The 15,172-nt window shown below is 68.5% G+C and carries 13 protein-coding genes; 7 read left to right on the top strand and 6 right to left on the bottom strand.

What is annotated here, in order from left to right:
* Window positions 1-131 precede the first annotated feature (131 nt).
* Together ABD727_RS00145 and ABD727_RS00140 are read left to right on the top strand one after the other, a co-directional pair.
* Window positions 132-908 carry a nuclear transport factor 2 family protein gene (locus ABD727_RS00145; RefSeq protein WP_344705359.1) on the top strand — a complete coding sequence of 259 codons (777 nt, stop codon included), beginning with the start codon at window positions 132-134 and terminating at the stop codon, window positions 906-908.
* A gap of 82 nt (window positions 909-990) precedes the next feature.
* The gene (locus ABD727_RS00140; RefSeq protein ID WP_344705358.1) at window positions 991-2,142 is read left to right on the top strand and encodes an aspartyl protease family protein; all 1,152 of its coding nucleotides are present in this window, start codon (window positions 991-993) and stop codon (window positions 2,140-2,142) included.
* Between the two features lie 161 nt (window positions 2,143-2,303).
* On the opposite strand, the gene ABD727_RS00135 is transcribed toward ABD727_RS00140, so the two are convergent.
* The 4 genes from ABD727_RS00135 to purD are packed head-to-tail and all read right to left on the bottom strand — an operon-like array spanning window position 2,304 to window position 4,603.
* Window positions 2,304-2,843 (bottom strand): hypothetical protein, encoded by a 540-nt coding sequence (locus tag ABD727_RS00135; RefSeq protein WP_344705357.1) that lies wholly within the window; start codon window positions 2,841-2,843, stop codon window positions 2,304-2,306.
* Window positions 2,836-2,961, bottom strand: coding sequence for a hypothetical protein (locus ABD727_RS00130; RefSeq protein ID WP_344705356.1), 126 nt, complete (start codon window positions 2,959-2,961; stop codon window positions 2,836-2,838). Before ABD727_RS00130 ends, ABD727_RS00135 begins: the two co-directional genes overlap by 8 nt.
* Window positions 2,961-3,350, bottom strand: a complete 390-nt coding sequence (locus ABD727_RS00125) for a hypothetical protein (protein WP_344705354.1) — start codon at window positions 3,348-3,350, stop codon at window positions 2,961-2,963. The genes ABD727_RS00130 and ABD727_RS00125 overlap by 1 nt, the downstream gene beginning before the upstream one ends.
* Complete coding sequence (gene purD, locus ABD727_RS00120) at window positions 3,347-4,603, bottom strand: phosphoribosylamine--glycine ligase (RefSeq protein ID WP_344707988.1); 1,257 nt, start codon at window positions 4,601-4,603, stop codon at window positions 3,347-3,349. Before purD ends, ABD727_RS00125 begins: the two co-directional genes overlap by 4 nt.
* Here purD and xseA point away from each other — a divergent pair.
* From xseA to ABD727_RS00095, 5 genes are all read left to right on the top strand, one after another.
* Window positions 4,602-5,984, top strand: coding sequence for an exodeoxyribonuclease VII large subunit (gene xseA, locus ABD727_RS00115; protein WP_344705353.1), 1,383 nt, complete (start codon window positions 4,602-4,604; stop codon window positions 5,982-5,984). The genes purD and xseA overlap by 2 nt on opposite strands.
* A 14-nt stretch (window positions 5,985-5,998) precedes the next feature.
* Window positions 5,999-6,205 (top strand): DUF2093 domain-containing protein, encoded by a 207-nt coding sequence (locus ABD727_RS00110; protein ID WP_344705352.1) that lies wholly within the window; start codon window positions 5,999-6,001, stop codon window positions 6,203-6,205.
* A 367-nt stretch (window positions 6,206-6,572) separates the two neighbouring features.
* Entirely contained in the window at window positions 6,573-9,686 is a 3,114-nt protein-coding gene (locus ABD727_RS00105; RefSeq protein ID WP_344705351.1) for a TonB-dependent receptor, read from the top strand.
* Window positions 9,687-9,771: 85 nt separating this feature from the next.
* A complete protein-coding gene (locus ABD727_RS00100) occupies window positions 9,772-11,232 on the top strand; it encodes a sulfotransferase (RefSeq protein ID WP_344705350.1) in 1,461 nt (486 codons plus the stop codon).
* 31 nt (window positions 11,233-11,263) lie between these two features.
* Window positions 11,264-11,599, top strand: a complete 336-nt coding sequence (locus tag ABD727_RS00095; RefSeq protein WP_344705349.1) for a hypothetical protein — start codon at window positions 11,264-11,266, stop codon at window positions 11,597-11,599.
* Here the strand turns inward: ABD727_RS00095 and clpB are convergent.
* The gene (gene clpB / locus ABD727_RS00090; RefSeq protein ID WP_344705348.1) at window positions 11,596-14,196 is read right to left on the bottom strand and encodes an ATP-dependent chaperone ClpB; all 2,601 of its coding nucleotides are present in this window, start codon (window positions 14,194-14,196) and stop codon (window positions 11,596-11,598) included. The genes ABD727_RS00095 and clpB overlap by 4 nt on opposite strands.
* Window positions 14,197-14,257: 61 nt before the next feature.
* On the bottom strand, window positions 14,258-15,115 hold the full coding sequence (locus ABD727_RS00085) for a hypothetical protein (RefSeq protein WP_344705347.1): 858 nt from the start codon (window positions 15,113-15,115) through the stop codon (window positions 14,258-14,260).
* Window positions 15,116-15,172 lie beyond the last annotated feature (57 nt).

Here is a 15,172-nt window from a genome sequence, read left to right as displayed (position 1 = left end):
TCGAACGATCCGTCGACCAGGAAAGCCCCGCCCGGCACGCACCGCGGCGGGGCTTTTCCGTGTCGCTCTTGCGAGACCGTCCCCACGGTGTATTAGTATTGCAAGTCACCTAGCGCCGCAGGGGTATTTGCATGCACGTCTCGCTCAATGGGCGGAGCCCTGGGGCCCTTCTTCTGCCGCTGCTGGTGATCCTCGCCTCCCAACCGGTGGCCGCTTCCGCCCCCGCTCGCCCGGCGCAGGGCCCCGAGGTCCAGATACGGCAGGCGGACTCGGCCTTCTGGGCCGCCTTCGAGCGCTGCGATGCGAAAAGCATGGCGGCGCTCTTCACCACCGATGCCGAATTCTACCATGATCGCACGGGCCTCACCGTCGGGGCCATGCCGATCGCCGCCTCGATGATGCGCGGTCCTTGCGGCAAGCGCGGCGAGCGCGTGACCCGCCGGGCGGTCCCGTCCTCGATCCGCTTCGAACCGCTCGCCGGGGGCTTCGGGCTCCTGACGGGCGAGCACCGCTTCCTCCGCTCGATCGATGGTGGCGCGGCGCAGCCGAGCGGAAGTGCGCGCTTCATCTCCTTGTGGCAGCAGTCCGCCGGTCGATGGCGCATGCGCCGGGTCGTCAGCTTTGGCCATGCGGCGGGCGTTCCGGAACTCGCCCCGGTCAAATTGTCCGCCGCCGCGCTGCTCGATCTCGCAGGCGAATATACGGGCGAGGGCAGCGCGCTCGTTCGAGTCAGGGGCGACGAACTGGTCCTGACCTCGGGCGGCACGGATTTCGTCCTCGTCCCTCTCGCTCCCGATCGCTTCGGCGTGGCCGATCGTCCACTCCAGTTCCAGTTCAAGGGCGACACCCTCATCGTGATGGAGAATGGCAGCGTCGCGGCACGGATGCGCCGGGTGCCACGGAAGTAGACGCGGCGTCATTTCGCGGCTTGCCTCCGCGATGCTTCGGGCTAGCCTGACGGCTCTGTTCCCGCGTTTCCGAGGTGCTCCCTTGAATCGTCGCCATCTCCTGACGCTGCTCGGCGCGTCCGCCGCCGTGGCCGCACTGCCCCGACCCGCGCTCGCCCAGTCGCCGGTCATCGTCAGCAGGATCGCGATCGTCGGGCGCTGGGTCGTCATCCCGACCTCGATCGGCGGGCGGGCCCCGGTGCCCTTCGCCTTCGACACCGGGGCCGAGCTCAGCCTCATCAACCCCGGCTATGCCCGCGAGCTGGCGCTCGTCAGCAAGCGTACCACGCGCTTTCGCGGGATCGGCGGGGTCGCCGAGCTGCCGCTCTACCTTGCGCCCGACGTCGTCCTCGGCGGCGGCATCCGCCAGCCGAGCGTCGCCTTCGCCGGGCTCGACCGCAACCTCGGCGGCGGGATCCAGGGCGCCTTCGCCGCGGGCCTGCTCACCGCGCTCGACAGCGATCTCGACATCGAGGCGGGCGAGTGGCGGGTCTATCCGGGCGGTCGGCCCAACCGTTCGGGCTTCACCAAGCTTGGCGGCGGCATCCAGGGAGGGACCGGGACGGGCTCGCTGTCGCCGCGTCTCTATGGCGACGCCGCGGTGAACGGGCGCAGACTGCGCTTCCTGCTCGACACCGGCGCGCCGGGCAGCCTGTCGCTCCACGAGCGCGCGGCCAAGACGCTCGGCCTGTGGAACGACGACCGGCCCTATGCGCCCCAGCGCACCAGCGGGATCGGTGGCAAGGGCGGAATGGGCCGTCTCGTCCGGCTCGACCATATCGAATTCGGCGGCCAGCGCTTCGAGCGGCCAATCGCACTGCTTCGCCGTGATGGCCTCGGGCAGAACGAGGACGGAATCATCGGCCTCCAGATCATCCGCCACTTCAACCTGTCGACCGACGTCGCGAACAAGGCCCTGTGGGTCCAGCCGCACGGCACGCCTGCGCTTGCCGACGGCTACAATCGCGCCGGTCTGTGGGTCGAGGAGGAGCGCGGCCGGCCGACCGTGATCGATGTCGGGAACGGCAGTCCCGCCGCCGCCGCCGGTGTCCGCCCGGGCGATGTTGTCGTGGGCCAGCGGCTGGCCGAGATCATCCGCCAGACGAGTAGCCGTGCGGGAACTCCGGTCACCCTCGAGATCGAGCGTGGCGGTCAGCGGCGCACGGTCAATTTCACCCTCGCCGACTATCTCTAGGACCGCCGCCGTCGCGGCCCTTGCCTAGTAGGATTTCGCCTGCTTGGCTGCTCCCGGAAGCTCGTGTCCGGCGCTGCGAGCCACCCGAAGTTACCCTCGTGCGCGTCGACCGCTCACCAGGGTAACTTCGGTAACTTCGTAGGATTTGGACGTCTGATTTCTCAGATTTTTCCGAACGTCGCCTCATAGCCCTCGCGATCGTCGCGGGCGAGGAAGCCGGCCTGCTCGACCACCCGGTCACGGGTCAGGCGGCCCTTGAAGGCGCCGAGGTCGGCATCGAGTGCAGTGACCTCTTCCGGGGTCAGCGCGGCAATCTGCTCATAGCGGGTCAGCCCGCGCTCCTGAAGCAGCCCGGCAAGCTTGGGGCCGACGCCCTTCAGGCGCTGGAGGTCGTCGGGCACGCCGTGGCTTCCGGGCAGGTTCGAGTGGACCTTGGCGCCGACGAACTGGCCGACCACGTCGCTGGCAGCCGCCGCGATCTCGTCGCCGACGCCTTCGCCTTCCCCGCCGCCGTCATGGTCGAGCGGGGAGGGGACCGGGCGCTCTTCGGTCACCGCCGCCATGTGCGGACGGACCGGTGCATCGGTCTTGCTCAAGGTCACCTTCTGCTTGGGCCGGCGAAAGGCGACGAGGCCAACGATGAGGCCGATCGCCACCGCGACGAGGATCATCGGCCAATAGGCATTCCACAGTTCAGTCATTCCAACCCCTGGTTTGGCGCCGGCGGTGAAGCTCGGCCAGATAAGCGAGGACCAGTCCGAAGCCGAAACCCCCGAGCCCGAGCAAGGCTGCCTCGACGAACAATGGCAGGGTCGGCATCACTTCGCTCCCTGCTGCTGCTGCTGCTGCTGCTGCTGCTGCTGCTGCTGCTGCTGCTGGCGCCGGGCGCGGCTCGCGGCGAAATGGTCGACGACCGGGCTTCGCGGATCCCAGTGCACCTCGTTCACGCCCGGAAGCCTGCCCATGGTCTCAACCAGCGCGCGGCGCTGGAAGTCGTCGGCCGGACCCGACAGGATCAGCGTCCGTCGGAGCGGCTGCTCGGCCAGGCTTGCCCTGATCTCGGGCACGCCGAAGTTGGCGAGGGCGGTGTTGGCGCGCGTCTCGACACTGCGCTCGAGGTCCGCCGCCGAGCCCAGCGGCCCATGCCAGAGCTCCGCCACGCCGATGGTGGCGAGCGCTCCGAAGAGCAGGATCTGCCTGGGTGTCATTCGGAACGCTCCAGTTCACGCCACCCGATGTCCCGCCGATGGAAGCCGTGGGGATAGTCGATCGCGTCCACCGCCTGATAGGCCCGGGCCCGCGCCTCGGCCAGACTCGGGCCGAGCGCCGTCACCGCGAGCACCCGGCCACCGGCGCCGAGCAGCGCGCCCGACGCATGGCGGGCGGTCCCGCAGTGGAAGACGGTCACTCCGGGCACCCGCTCGGCGGCCTCGATGCCGTCGATCGGCCCACCCCTTTTCGGGGTGCCGGGATATCCCTCGGCGGCGACGATCACCGTCATGCTGTGCGTGTCCGACAGCTGCGGTCGGACATCCCCCATGCGCCCCTCGGCGACGCAGAGCAGCAGCTGGACGAGGTCGCCCTCGAGCCGCGGAATGATCGCCTCGCATTCGGGGTCACCGAAGCGGACGTTATATTCGATGAGCTTGGGCCCGTCGGAGGTCAGCATCAGCCCGGCGTAGAGGACCCCGACGAACGGCGTACCAGCCCTCGCCATCGCCCGTGCGGTCGGGATCACGATCTCGGCCATCGCCCGCTGCTCGAGTTCGCCAGTCAGCACCGGAGCCGGCGAATAGGCGCCCATACCGCCGGTATTGGGGCCGCTATCCCCTTCGCCGACGCGCTTGTGGTCCTGGGCCGAGGCCAGCACCACCGCCTCCTCGCCATGGACCAGCGCGAACAGGCTTGCTTCCTCGCCGCGGAGGAATTCCTCGATCACCAGCGGCCCGCCTCCTGCCGCGCGGACCGCCTCCTCGGCCTCTTCGGCGGTCTCTGCGATGGTCACGCCCTTGCCCGCCGCCAGCCCGTCGGCCTTGATCACCACCGGCAGCCCGAACTCGCTCAGCGAGGCGAGCGCGAAGTCTGTGTCGTCGGTCCGGACATAGCGCGCGGTCGGGATGCTCTCGGCGAGGCAGAGGTCCTTGGTGAAGCCCTTGCTTCCCTCGAGTATCGCGGCGGCGGCGCCCGGTCCGAAGACCGGGATGCCGGCCTCGGCGCAGGCATCCGCGACACCTGCCACCAACGGCGCCTCGGGCCCGACCACCACCAGCCCGGCATTGTGCTCGCGGGCCAGCGCCACCACCTTTTCGGCATCGGTAGGATCGAGCGCGACGCAGGTTGCCCAGCGCGCGATTCCCGGGTTGCCCGGAGCCGCGATCAGCTTATCGCAGCTCGGCGATTGCCTCAGACCCATGGCCAGCGCATCTTCGCGCCCGCCAGAGCCCAGCAGCAGGACAGTGATGGATCCCTTTGACATGCCAGGCGGCCTCCTAGCCGAGCGGAGCCAAGGCGACAATTCACCTGCCATGAGCGTCGGCGAGCTTGCCCAGGCGGTGAAGCGCACGGTCGAGGACCGCTTCGGCCGGGTTCGGGTCCGCGGCGAGATCTCGGGCTGGAAGCGGCACAGCTCGGGCCATTGCTACTTCACCCTCAAGGACGATGCGGCCTGCATCGACGCGGTCATCTGGCGCGGGGCCGCCGGCAGCCTCGCCTTCCGGCCCGAAGACGGGGCCGAGGTCATCGCCACCGGCAAGATGACGACTTACCCGGGCCGCTCCAAATATCAGATCGTAATCGAACGGATGGAGCTCGCCGGCGAGGGAGCGCTGATGGCGCTGCTCGAGCGGCGGCGGAAGGCGCTTGCCGCCGAGGGGCTGTTCGACAGCAGCCGCAAGCGCCCGCTTCCCTTTCTGCCCAGGGTGATCGGCGTCGTCACATCGCCGACCGGGGCCGTGATCCGCGACATTCTCCACCGGCTCGAGGATCGCTGCCCGACACGGGTCATCGTCTGGCCGGTGCCGGTCCAGGGCGAGGGTGCGGCGAGCAAGGTCGCCGCGGCCATTCGCGGGTTCGCCACCTACGAGACCCGGCCCGACCTGATCATCGTCGCCCGCGGCGGCGGCTCGATCGAGGATCTGTGGGCCTTCAACGAAGAGGAGGTGGTGCGCGCGGCGGCCGAGTCGCCGATCCCGCTGATCAGCGCGGTCGGCCACGAGACCGACACCACCTTGATCGATCACGCCTCGGACCTGCGCGCGCCGACCCCGACCGCCGCGGCCGAGCTGGCGGTCCCCGTCCGGGCCGAGCTTCTCGCGCTGCTCGACGACTATATGGCGCGCAAGCGCCGCTGCCTCACTCGCCGCGCAAACGATGCGCGCGAGCGGCTCGCCTTGACCAGCTGCCGGCTGCCCGCGCCGGAGGCGCTGCTCGGACTTCGTCGCCAGCGCTTCGACGAGCTTGGCGAGCGGCTTCCGCGCGGTCTCGCCGCCCGTGCGCACAAGGCCGAGGCCGGGATGAACCTGGTCACCGCGCGGCTTCGTCCGCAGCTTCTCGAGCAGAAGGTGCAGCGCCTGTCAGACCGGCTCGCAAGCGCGGCCAAGATGATCGAGCTGGTTCATCCAGAACGCCCGCTGAAGCGCGGCTTCGTCCGGGTCACCGCCGCCGCCGACGGCCGGACCCTGGTACACGCGGCCGATGCGCAAGCGGCCGGAGCGCTCCGCCTGCACTTCGGCGACGGGCTCGTCGACGCGACGACCGGCACCTTGCCCGCTCCACCGGCCACCAAGGTTGAGCGCACTCTCAAGCGCGCCTATGTCGCCCCGCAACCCAATCTGTTCGACTAGGAAGCGAGACCTCGATGCTCATGGCTGGCAGCGGCCGGGAAGCCCGGATCCACTATATGGCTGGGACCTTTCGCCTGCTCAGCGACGGCGACCACGTCCGTTGCGCGGTGACCGGCGCCAGCATTCCGCTTGACGCGCTGCGCTACTGGAGCGTGGCCCGGCAGGAAGCCTATGTCGACGCCGCCGCAAGCCTCGCGGCGGAGGAGAAGGCGCGCGGTTGAGTCGCTTCGCCGCCGAAAACCTGCCTTCTTGAAGTGCCTCTGGCGCACGGCGGGTGCCGGCCGCGCTTCACGCGAACAAACTGTCAACACCGATGCGGAGCAGCACCACTCCGCTCCGGATGAAGCGCTAAATCACGGAAATCGAAAGAAAAGCTCGCGCCAGAAACCACGTTACAAGGCGCGCAGTTGCATTTGGCGATGTAACACGAACGCAACAGTCCCCCGGCGTTCGACACTGTAGCCCCTCGCCTCGACTTTACTCACACCCTCTTCTCGACGACCAATCGCGGGCGCACGGCTCCCTGGGAAGGGGGTGGCCGGGCAAGACCTGGGGTCCGGGAAGGGCCTAAGTGGGAGAAGTTTTCAGATGAAGTCATACCTTCGCGCTTCGGCTGCGCTGCGGGCAGTCGCCATCCTCGGCGCTGGCCTGACGCCTGTCATGCTCGCGGCGCCAGCGTCGGCGCAGGACTACACCCGTGGTGGTGTCAGCGGCACCGTCACCAACGCGGCCAATGCACCGCTCGCCGGCGCGACCGTGACCATCACGTCGAACGAGCAGGGCTTCACCCGCTCGACGACGACCGATGCCAATGGCCGCTTCGAGATCCAGAACCTGCCGACCGGCGCCTACACGCTGAACATCCGCGGCGCTGGCGGCGAGGTCGTCAACGACCCGACGCTGACCGTCACCGCGGGTCAGACGGCCGGCTTCTCCTACACTGCCGAAGCCAGCGGCTCGCCCGCCGGTGCTTCCACCAACACCGCCGGCTCGGGTGAAACCGGCGCCGTGACCATCACCGGTCGCCGCGTCCGCACCAACGACCTCGGTTCGACCACCACCGGCCTGTCGATCGACGTCGCCCGCCTGGTCGAGAACGTTCCGGTGCCGCGCACCCAGACCGGCCTCATCCTGCTCGCTCCCGGCACCAACCAGGGCGACTCGGGCTTCGCGGACTGCTCGGACTGCGTCAGCTTCGGCGGCGCGACGATCGCCGAGAACAGCTATTACGTGAACGGTCTCAACACGACCAACTTCCGTACCCTGGTCGGCAACAGCACCGTTCCGTTCGAGTTCTACCGTACCTTCGACGTGCGCACCGGCGGCTGGACGGCCGAATACGGCCGCGCGCTCGGCGGCGTCACCTCGGCGGTGACCAAGTCGGGTACCAACAACTTCGAGTACGGCTCGGTCATCACCTGGTCGCCGGACAAGCTGCAGAGCGATTCGCCGAACACCTTCGCGAACCGCAGCGGCCAGATCCGCAACCTCAACGAGCGCGACTATCGTGAGAACCTGCAGGCGAACTTCTACGCCTCGGGTCCGATCATCAAGGACCGGCTGTTCTTCTACGGCCTGTTCACGCCGCGCTACAGCAAGAACGAAGACACCAGCGTCACCGGCGGCTTCCGCTTCCGCACGACCTCGTCGACCCCGTTCTACGGCCTCAAGCTCGACGCCATTCCGATCGACGGTCACCGCCTCGAGGGCACCTTCTGGTCGGACGACCGGACGCTCTACACCGACTATCTCAACGTGTCGGGCAACGACGGCACGCTGACCGGCATCAGCACCGGTCGTGAGAAGAACCGTCTCGGCGGCAAGAACTACATCGGTCAGTTCACCGACTGGTTCACCCTGTCGGCGCTGTACGGCGTCAACAACTACCGCCGCGAGGACGTGGTCGCCGGTATCTCGGTTCCGATCATCCAGTCGAACCTCGGCGCCGGTGTCGGTTCGCCGTCGTTCGGCACGATCACCACGACCACCGCTTCGGGTGTTCCGATCGCGCCGACCAACGGCAAGGACAAGCGCACCGTCTATCGCGTCGATGCCAACATCATCGCGAACTTCCTCGGCCGTCACAACTTCCGCGTGGGCTGGGATCGCGAGGATCTCGAGAGCGCCGAGAACACCTTCTACACCGGCGACCGGATCTATCGCTTTACCGCGAACTACATCCGCGCCCGGACCTACATCAACACGGGTGCCTTCGAGTCGAAGCAGACCGCTTACTACATCCAGGACAGCTGGGACCTCTTCAACGAGCGCCTCAACCTGAACCTGGGTCTTCGTAACGACAACTACGCCAACTATGGCGTGACCGGTGCGAAGTTCATCGAGCAGAAGAACCAGTGGGCTCCGCGTCTCGGCGCCTCGTTCGACCTGTTCGGCGACAAGCGCACGAAGCTGAACGCCTTCTGGGGTCGCTACTACCTCGGCGTTCCGACCAACACGAACATCCGTCTCGGCGGCGCGGAAATCTTCTACGAGCAGCGCTTCAGCTACTTGCCCGGCGTGAACCGCAATGCCACCACCGGCAACGGCATCCCCGTCGGTCAGCTGTTCGGTGCCAACGGCGCTCCGCTGCTTGGGCCGCTCACCGCCGCCAACACCGGCACCTGCCCGAACTTCGGTCCGGGTGCGGGTCAGAACTGCTTCACCACCTTCTCGGATGGTGTCGCGGGTCCGACCGACACGCTGGTCGCGGAGGGTCTCGACCCGATGTACCAGGACGAGTTCATCCTCGGCGGCACCCACCGCATGGGCGACTGGACCTTCGGCCTGCGCTACATCAACCGTCGCCTGAAGACGACGCTCGAGGACGTGGCGATCGACGCCGCGGTGCTCGCCTACTGCGATGAGAATGGCATCGCGGGCTGCGCCGACGTGTTCACCGGCTTCCACCAGTATGTGCTGGCGAACCCGGGCAAGGACATCACCGTCCGTCTCGACGGCGACTGCTCGATCGCCGGGCAGTGCGACGTCGTGACCCTCAGCGCCGCCGACCTCGGCTATCCGAAGCCGACCCGTAAGTATGACGCGGTCGAATTCCAGCTGAGCAAGGCCTTCAACGGAACCTACGGCTTCGACTTCAGCTACACCTGGCAGAAGGTCCGCGGGAACTACGAAGGCTCGGTCAAGTCGGACAACAACCAGGACGACGCAGGCCTGACGCAGGACTTCGATCAGCCGGGTCTGGTCGACGGTGCCTACGGCATCCTCGCCAACGAGCGGAAGCACACCTTCAAGCTGTTCGGTTCGTGGAAGCCGGTCGATACCATCACCATCGGTGGTAACCTGACCGTCCAGTCGCCGCGCAACTTCTCGTGCATCGGCGTCCACCCGACCGATCCGTTCGCTCCGGCCTACGGCGCGGCGTCCTTCTACTGCTCGAACCCGCTCGGCAACGGCGGAAGCACGGACAGCGTGATCGTTCCGCGCGGTTCGGCCTTCAAGGGCAAGTGGCTCCGCAACCTCGACCTCGGCGTGCAGTTCCAGCTGCCGGCGTACCTGGGTCGCTCGAGCTTCCGCGTCGACGTGTTCAACGTCCTCAACTGGGCGTCGAAGACCGACTACATCGAGTTCGGCGAGAACGACGACGGCTCGGTCCGTCCGGACTACAAGCTCGTCAGCGGCTATCAGTCGCCGCGCAGCGTGCGCCTGACCTGGGCCCTCCGCTTCGGCGGTGCCCAGCGCTAAGTCGCCAAGCACGACCAACCAACGGAAAGGGGGCAGGGAAACCTGCCCCCTTTTTGTTGTGCCATCGACCTCGTAGAGCCGGGCGATGACTGCCGAGGTCACCGCCGCGCTGGACCGCCTGAAGCGCGGCCTCACGACCCAGCAGCGGGTCGACGTCAACGAAGGCGCTCGCGGCCTCCTCGCGGCCCGCGCGCCGCTCGGTCCGCAGTGGCAGGCCCTCGCCACCGCGCTCGTCCGCAACGGCGAGATCACGCTCGCCCTGGAGGCGATGGACCGCTTCGTGGAGGCCGCCGCGGGAAGCGCACCCGCTCGCTTTGCCCGCGCGGTGATGCTTGCACAGACCGGCCGGCTCGACCGGGCCGCGGCCGAGATCGCCGCGCTGCCCGCCGACGTTCCCCACGCGGCCTCCAACGCTTTTCTCCGGGGCTCGCTCGCCCTCAATCGCGGCTTCCCCGCCGAGGCCCGGCCATTTCTCGAGCGGGCGGTGGCCAAAAGGCCCGGCGCCGGCCAGGCCTGGCTCGCCCTGACCGAGATCGCCGACTTTCGCGCCGAGCCCGGGCTAGCCGAGCGCCTCGAGCATGCCTGGGCACAACCCGCCGGAACGCCGGCTGATCGGGCTGCGCTCGGCTATGCGCTTGGCCGCGCGCGCCACCAGCGCAAGAACCATGCCGGCGCCTTCGCCGCCTTCGCCGAGGGTGCCGGACTGGCCCGGGCGCAGGCGGGTGGACGGGTCAGCGCCTGGCGCGCTCCGGCCCAGACCGCGCTGGCCTTCCCGCCATCGCTGATCGCCGAGGTCAACGCCCGGATCGACGAGGATCACCGCCGCGTCATCTTCGTCACGGGCTTGCCGCGCTCGGGCTCGACCCTCGTCCAGCAGATCCTGACCCGCCACCCCGCGGTGAGCGGCGGCGGCGAGGAGCTCGGCCTCTTCCGTATTCTCGCCCAGGAAGTCGGCGGGACCGACGCTCCCGCGCTCCGCCGCTGGCTCGATGCCGGCAACGATCCCAACAGCCTCGTCCGCCTCTACCTTCACCTCGCCAGCGAGCGGCTCGGCCCCGACGGTCGCTTCGTCGACAAGACGCTGGAAGCGGGCAGCTACCTCGGCCTGCTGCTCGCGCTCTTCCCCAGGGCGCCGATCTTCTGGTGCCGGCGCGAGCCGATCGACAATGGCTGGTCGGCCTTCAGGACCTACTTCGCGAGGGGGGTGGAGTGGAGCCTCGACCTTGCCGAGACCGGCCGCCGAGTCGCCGCCGACGCGCAGGCGCTCGACCATTGGACCAAGGCCGCCCCGCGACGCTTCATGACCGTCGACAATGCCGACCTGGTGGCGGACCCCGAGCCGATGATCCGGGCCATTTCCGCGGGCGCCGACCTCGATTTCGACGCGGCGATGCTCCGACCCGAGGAGGGTGGGGCGGATGTGACGACCGCAAGCACGGCGCAGGTGCGGCGCCCGATCAACGCCGCCGGCATCGGTGCCGCCGAACCCTACCGGCCGTGGCTCGGCCCGATGATCGAGTCGCATGCGACCGCATCCGGTCAATGAGCGTTAAGCCAGAATCGGTTAGGAGACTTCCATGACCCCGATCATCCTCGCGCTTGCGCTCGCCGTAAGCCCGGCTTCGGCCCCGGGTAACGCCGCCATCGATTATGCAAACACCGATGGCATTCGCGACTTCCATGCCGACAACGATCGCGGCATCTACCTGCGCGATCGGCTCGGCCACTGGTACTATGGCGCGTTCACCGCGCGCTGCCCGGGCGTCCTCGACGGCTTCTCGGTCGGCTTCGACACCAACGGCTTCCAGCGCTTCGACCGGAGCAGCCGGGTGGTCACGCCGACGATGACCTGCGCGCTCGCAAGCCTCGACCGGTCGGTCGCCCCGGCCGCCAAGGGCGGGCCGAAGCGCTAGGCCGCGGCCGCCACCTCTTCCGCGGGTGAGAGGATGAGGGCACCGTCGCCCTCGTCCACCCGCACCCGCTGCCCGTCGCGCACCTTGCCGGCCAGGATCGCGTCGGCCAGCGGATCCTGCAGGAAGCGCTGCACCGCCCGCTTGAGCGGACGTGCGCCATAGACCGGATCGTAGCCGACCCGGCCAAGCCATGCCTTGGCGGCATCCGACAGCTCGAGCACGATCCCGCGCTCCTCCAGCAGCTTGCCGAGACGGCTGACCTGGATGTCGACGATCGGCGCCATGTGGCTGGCCGACAGCCTGTGGAACAGGATGATGTCGTCGAGCCGGTTGAGGAACTCGGGTCGGAAATGGCCGCGGACCACCTCGAGCACCTGCGCCTCGACCTTCTCCGCCGGCTCGTCCTCGCCGAGATTGGCGAGATACTGGCTGCCGAGGTTCGAGGTCAGGATGATCAGCGTGTTGGTGAAGTCCACCGTCCGCCCCTGGCCATCGGTCAGCCGCCCGTCGTCGAGCACCTGAAGCAGGATGTTGAACACGTCCGAGTGGGCCTTCTCGACCTCGTCGAACAGCACCACCTGATAGGGGCGGCGGCGCACCGCCTCGGTCAGCGTCCCGCCTTCCTCATAGCCGACATAACCCGGCGGCGCGCCGACCAGCCGGGCGACCGAGTGCTTCTCCATGAACTCGCTCATGTCGATCCGGACCATCGCGGCGGGATCGTCGAACAGGAATTCGGCCAGCGCCTTGGTCAGCTCGGTCTTGCCGACACCGGTCGGCCCGAGGAACAGGAAGGAGCCGAGCGGCCGATTGGGGTCCTGAAGCCCGGCGCGCGAGCGGCGAACCGCCGTCGAGACCGCCTTCACCGCCTCGGCCTGGCCGATCACCCGCTTGCCGATGATGCTTTCCATCGCGAGCAGCTTCTCGCGCTCGCCTTCAAGCATCCGCTCCATCGGGATCCCGGTCCAGCGCGCGACCACCGAGGCGATGTCCTCGGCGGTGACTTCCTCGCGAAGCATGGCATTGGCCTGGCTGTCGTTGGCCTCCGCCAACTGGCGCTCCAGCTCGGGAATGCGACCGTACTGAAGCTCGCCGGCACGGGCGAGGTCGCCGCCGCGCTGCGCCTGCTCGAGCTCGAGCCGAAGCGCGTCGAGCTGCTCCTTGAGCTTGCTCTCGGCGGCGATCTTCTCCTTGTCGCCCTGCCAGCGGGTGGTCAGCTCGGCCGACTGCTGCTCGAGGTTGGCAAGCTCGCGCTCGAGCACCACCAGCCGGTCGCGCGATCCCTTGTCGGTCTCCTTCTTCAGCGCCTCGCGCTCGATCTTGAGCTGGATGATCCGCCGGTCGAGGTTCTCGATCTCCTCGGGCTTGCTCTCCACCTCCATCCGGAGCCGCGAGGCGGCCTCGTCCATCAGGTCGATCGCCTTGTCCGGCAGGAAGCGGTCGGTGATGTAGCGGTTCGACAGCGTCGCCGCCGCGACCAGCGCCCCGTCGGTGATGTTGATCCCGTGGTGGAGGGCGTATTTGTCCTTGAGCCCGCGCAGGATCGAGATCGTATCCTCGACCGTCGGTTCGCCCACGAACACCGGCTGGAAGCGCCGCTGCAACGCGGGGTCCTTTTCGACATGCTTGCGATACTCGTCGAGCGTGGTCGCGCCGATGCAGTGCAGCTCGCCCCGGGCGAGCGCGGGCTTGAGCAGGTTCGAGGCATCCATGGACCCTTCGCTCTTGCCCGCCCCGACCAGCGTGTGCATCTCGTCAATGAACAGGATGATGTCGCCCTCGGCCTGCTTGACCTCGTCGAGCACGCCCTTGAGCCGTTCCTCGAACTCGCCGCGATACTTGGCCCCCGCGATCAGCGCGCCCATGTCGAGGCTGAGCAGCTTGCGACCCTTGATCCCGTCGGGAACGTCGCCGTTGGCGATGCGCAGCGCCAGCCCCTCGGCGATCGCGGTCTTTCCCACGCCAGGCTCGCCGATGAGCACCGGATTGTTCTTGGTGCGGCGAGCCAGCACCTGGATGGTACGGCGAATTTCCTCGTCGCGACCGATGACCGGATCGAGCTTGCCCTCGCGCGCCGCCGCGGTGAGGTCGCGGGCGAACTTCTTGAGCGCGTCGTAGCGGTCCTCGGCGCCCTGCGTGTCGGCGGTCCGGCCCTTGCGCAGGCCCTCGATCGCGCTGTTCAGGCTCTGGGGCTGGACCCCGGCGCGGGCCAGCGCGTCCGCGACCGGCGTACCCTTGGCCAGCGCCATCGCGAGCAGCATTCGCTCGACCGTGACATAGGTGTCGCCGGCCTTCTGAGCGACCTGCTCGGCCTGATCGAGCAGCCGGATCGTATCGCCGTCGAGCCCCGGCGCCGCGGTCGCGCCCGAGCCGGTCACCGCCGGCTGCCGGGCGACCAGTGCGTCGGCTTCGCGCTTGGCCGCCGACGCATCACCGCCGGCCGCCTGGATCAGGCCCGCCGCCATCCCCTGCTCATCGTCAAGCAGCGCCTTCAGCAGGTGCGCCGGCGCAATCCGCTGGTGGTGCTCGCGGCTGGCAATCGTCTGCGCCGCCTGGACGAAGCCCTTGCTGCGGTCGGTAAGTTTCTCGAAGTCCATGCGGTCAGCTTCCCCTCTCTTCAGTGGGGAAGATAGTGTTGCCTAAACGCCACACAAGGGCTCAGCGAAGCGGTGCGAGCGGGTCCTTGTCGAGAGGGTCGGGCGCGGCCTTCGCGGCCTGCACCGAGGCCGCCCTGGTTGTGGTCGCCCCGCTTCCCGTCGCCGCGGCGATGACGTCGGTCGCGGGCACTGACGGGGCCGGCGGAAGCACCTTGGGACAGGCGACCTCGCCATGGTCGCCGCGACCCCAGGTGCGATACTTCCAGCTGTCCACGTGGAATCGCAGCTTGGTGTAAAAGCCGAGCCCCGCATTGTAGCGCGGTCCCTCGACCTGATGCTCGGCGCAAAGGCGGCGGATCAGCCCGGGGCGATCAATCGGCGACAGCGGCACGAAGTCGACCGCGCTCATGCTGCGATGGACGCTCTCAGGCGCGCCGCCGGCGCAGCGGTTGAGCCCGGCGTTGCGGAAGACGCTGACCGGCTCGACCGGACCGACCCTTGGCACCACATGATCACGCACATAGCGCAGCGTGTTGACGATGTTGGGCCAGTCCTCGCTCGGCGGCACCTCGAACGGCTGGGCGCCGCAGCGCTGCCAGTCGCTCGCGGTGCGGAGCAGTTGCCAGGTCGGTGCGACGAAGGAGACCCCGCTCGCCGTCAGATAGTCATGGAACTGGCGCACCGCCGACTGCCGCCACGGCTGCTCGAGCACCCAGCGGCGATAGCCCGGTTCGTCCTGCCCGGCCGTCACATAGTCGGCGGCGGGGTTCCAGCCGGGAACCCGGGTCCAGCTCTGCACCGGCGCTGGGGTGGGAAGCGGCAGGGTTACCACCGGCGGAAGCGCCGGCACGGGGTGCAGCTGCGCGGCCGACGGAGCGGCGCAGGAAAGTGCCAGGAGCAATGCCGCGGGAAGGCGCATCGGGTCTTATAGCCCGCCGCAGCTTGAAAAGACACTGAACGGCGCTCACTTCGTCGG

The organism is Sphingomonas swuensis, assembly GCF_039538045.1.
Taxonomy (GTDB): domain Bacteria; phylum Pseudomonadota; class Alphaproteobacteria; order Sphingomonadales; family Sphingomonadaceae; genus Sphingomicrobium; species Sphingomicrobium swuense.
The sequence above is the reverse complement of the archived record's forward strand: the minus strand, read 5'-3'. Positions and strand labels throughout refer to the sequence as shown.

Excerpts from the sequence above, each read along its gene's own strand:
- ABD727_RS00105 (WP_344705351.1), top strand. The coding sequence starts at position 6,573 with ATGAAGTCATACCTTCGCGCTTCGGCTGCGCTGCGGGCAGTCGCCATC.
- ABD727_RS00125 (WP_344705354.1), bottom strand. The coding sequence starts at position 3,350 with ATGACACCCAGGCAGATCCTGCTCTTCGGAGCGCTCGCCACCATCGGC.
- ABD727_RS00085 (WP_344705347.1), bottom strand. The coding sequence starts at position 15,115 with ATGCGCCTTCCCGCGGCATTGCTCCTGGCACTTTCCTGCGCCGCTCCG.
- xseA (WP_344705353.1), top strand. The coding sequence starts at position 4,602 with ATGGATCCCTTTGACATGCCAGGCGGCCTCCTAGCCGAGCGGAGCCAA.
- ABD727_RS00145 (WP_344705359.1), top strand. The coding sequence starts at position 132 with ATGCACGTCTCGCTCAATGGGCGGAGCCCTGGGGCCCTTCTTCTGCCG.
- ABD727_RS00100 (WP_344705350.1), top strand. The coding sequence starts at position 9,772 with ATGACTGCCGAGGTCACCGCCGCGCTGGACCGCCTGAAGCGCGGCCTC.
- ABD727_RS00095 (WP_344705349.1), top strand. The coding sequence starts at position 11,264 with ATGACCCCGATCATCCTCGCGCTTGCGCTCGCCGTAAGCCCGGCTTCG.
- clpB (WP_344705348.1), bottom strand. The coding sequence starts at position 14,196 with ATGGACTTCGAGAAACTTACCGACCGCAGCAAGGGCTTCGTCCAGGCG.
- ABD727_RS00130 (WP_344705356.1), bottom strand. The coding sequence starts at position 2,961 with ATGCCGACCCTGCCATTGTTCGTCGAGGCAGCCTTGCTCGGGCTCGGG.
- ABD727_RS00110 (WP_344705352.1), top strand. The coding sequence starts at position 5,999 with ATGCTCATGGCTGGCAGCGGCCGGGAAGCCCGGATCCACTATATGGCT.
- ABD727_RS00135 (WP_344705357.1), bottom strand. The coding sequence starts at position 2,843 with ATGACTGAACTGTGGAATGCCTATTGGCCGATGATCCTCGTCGCGGTG.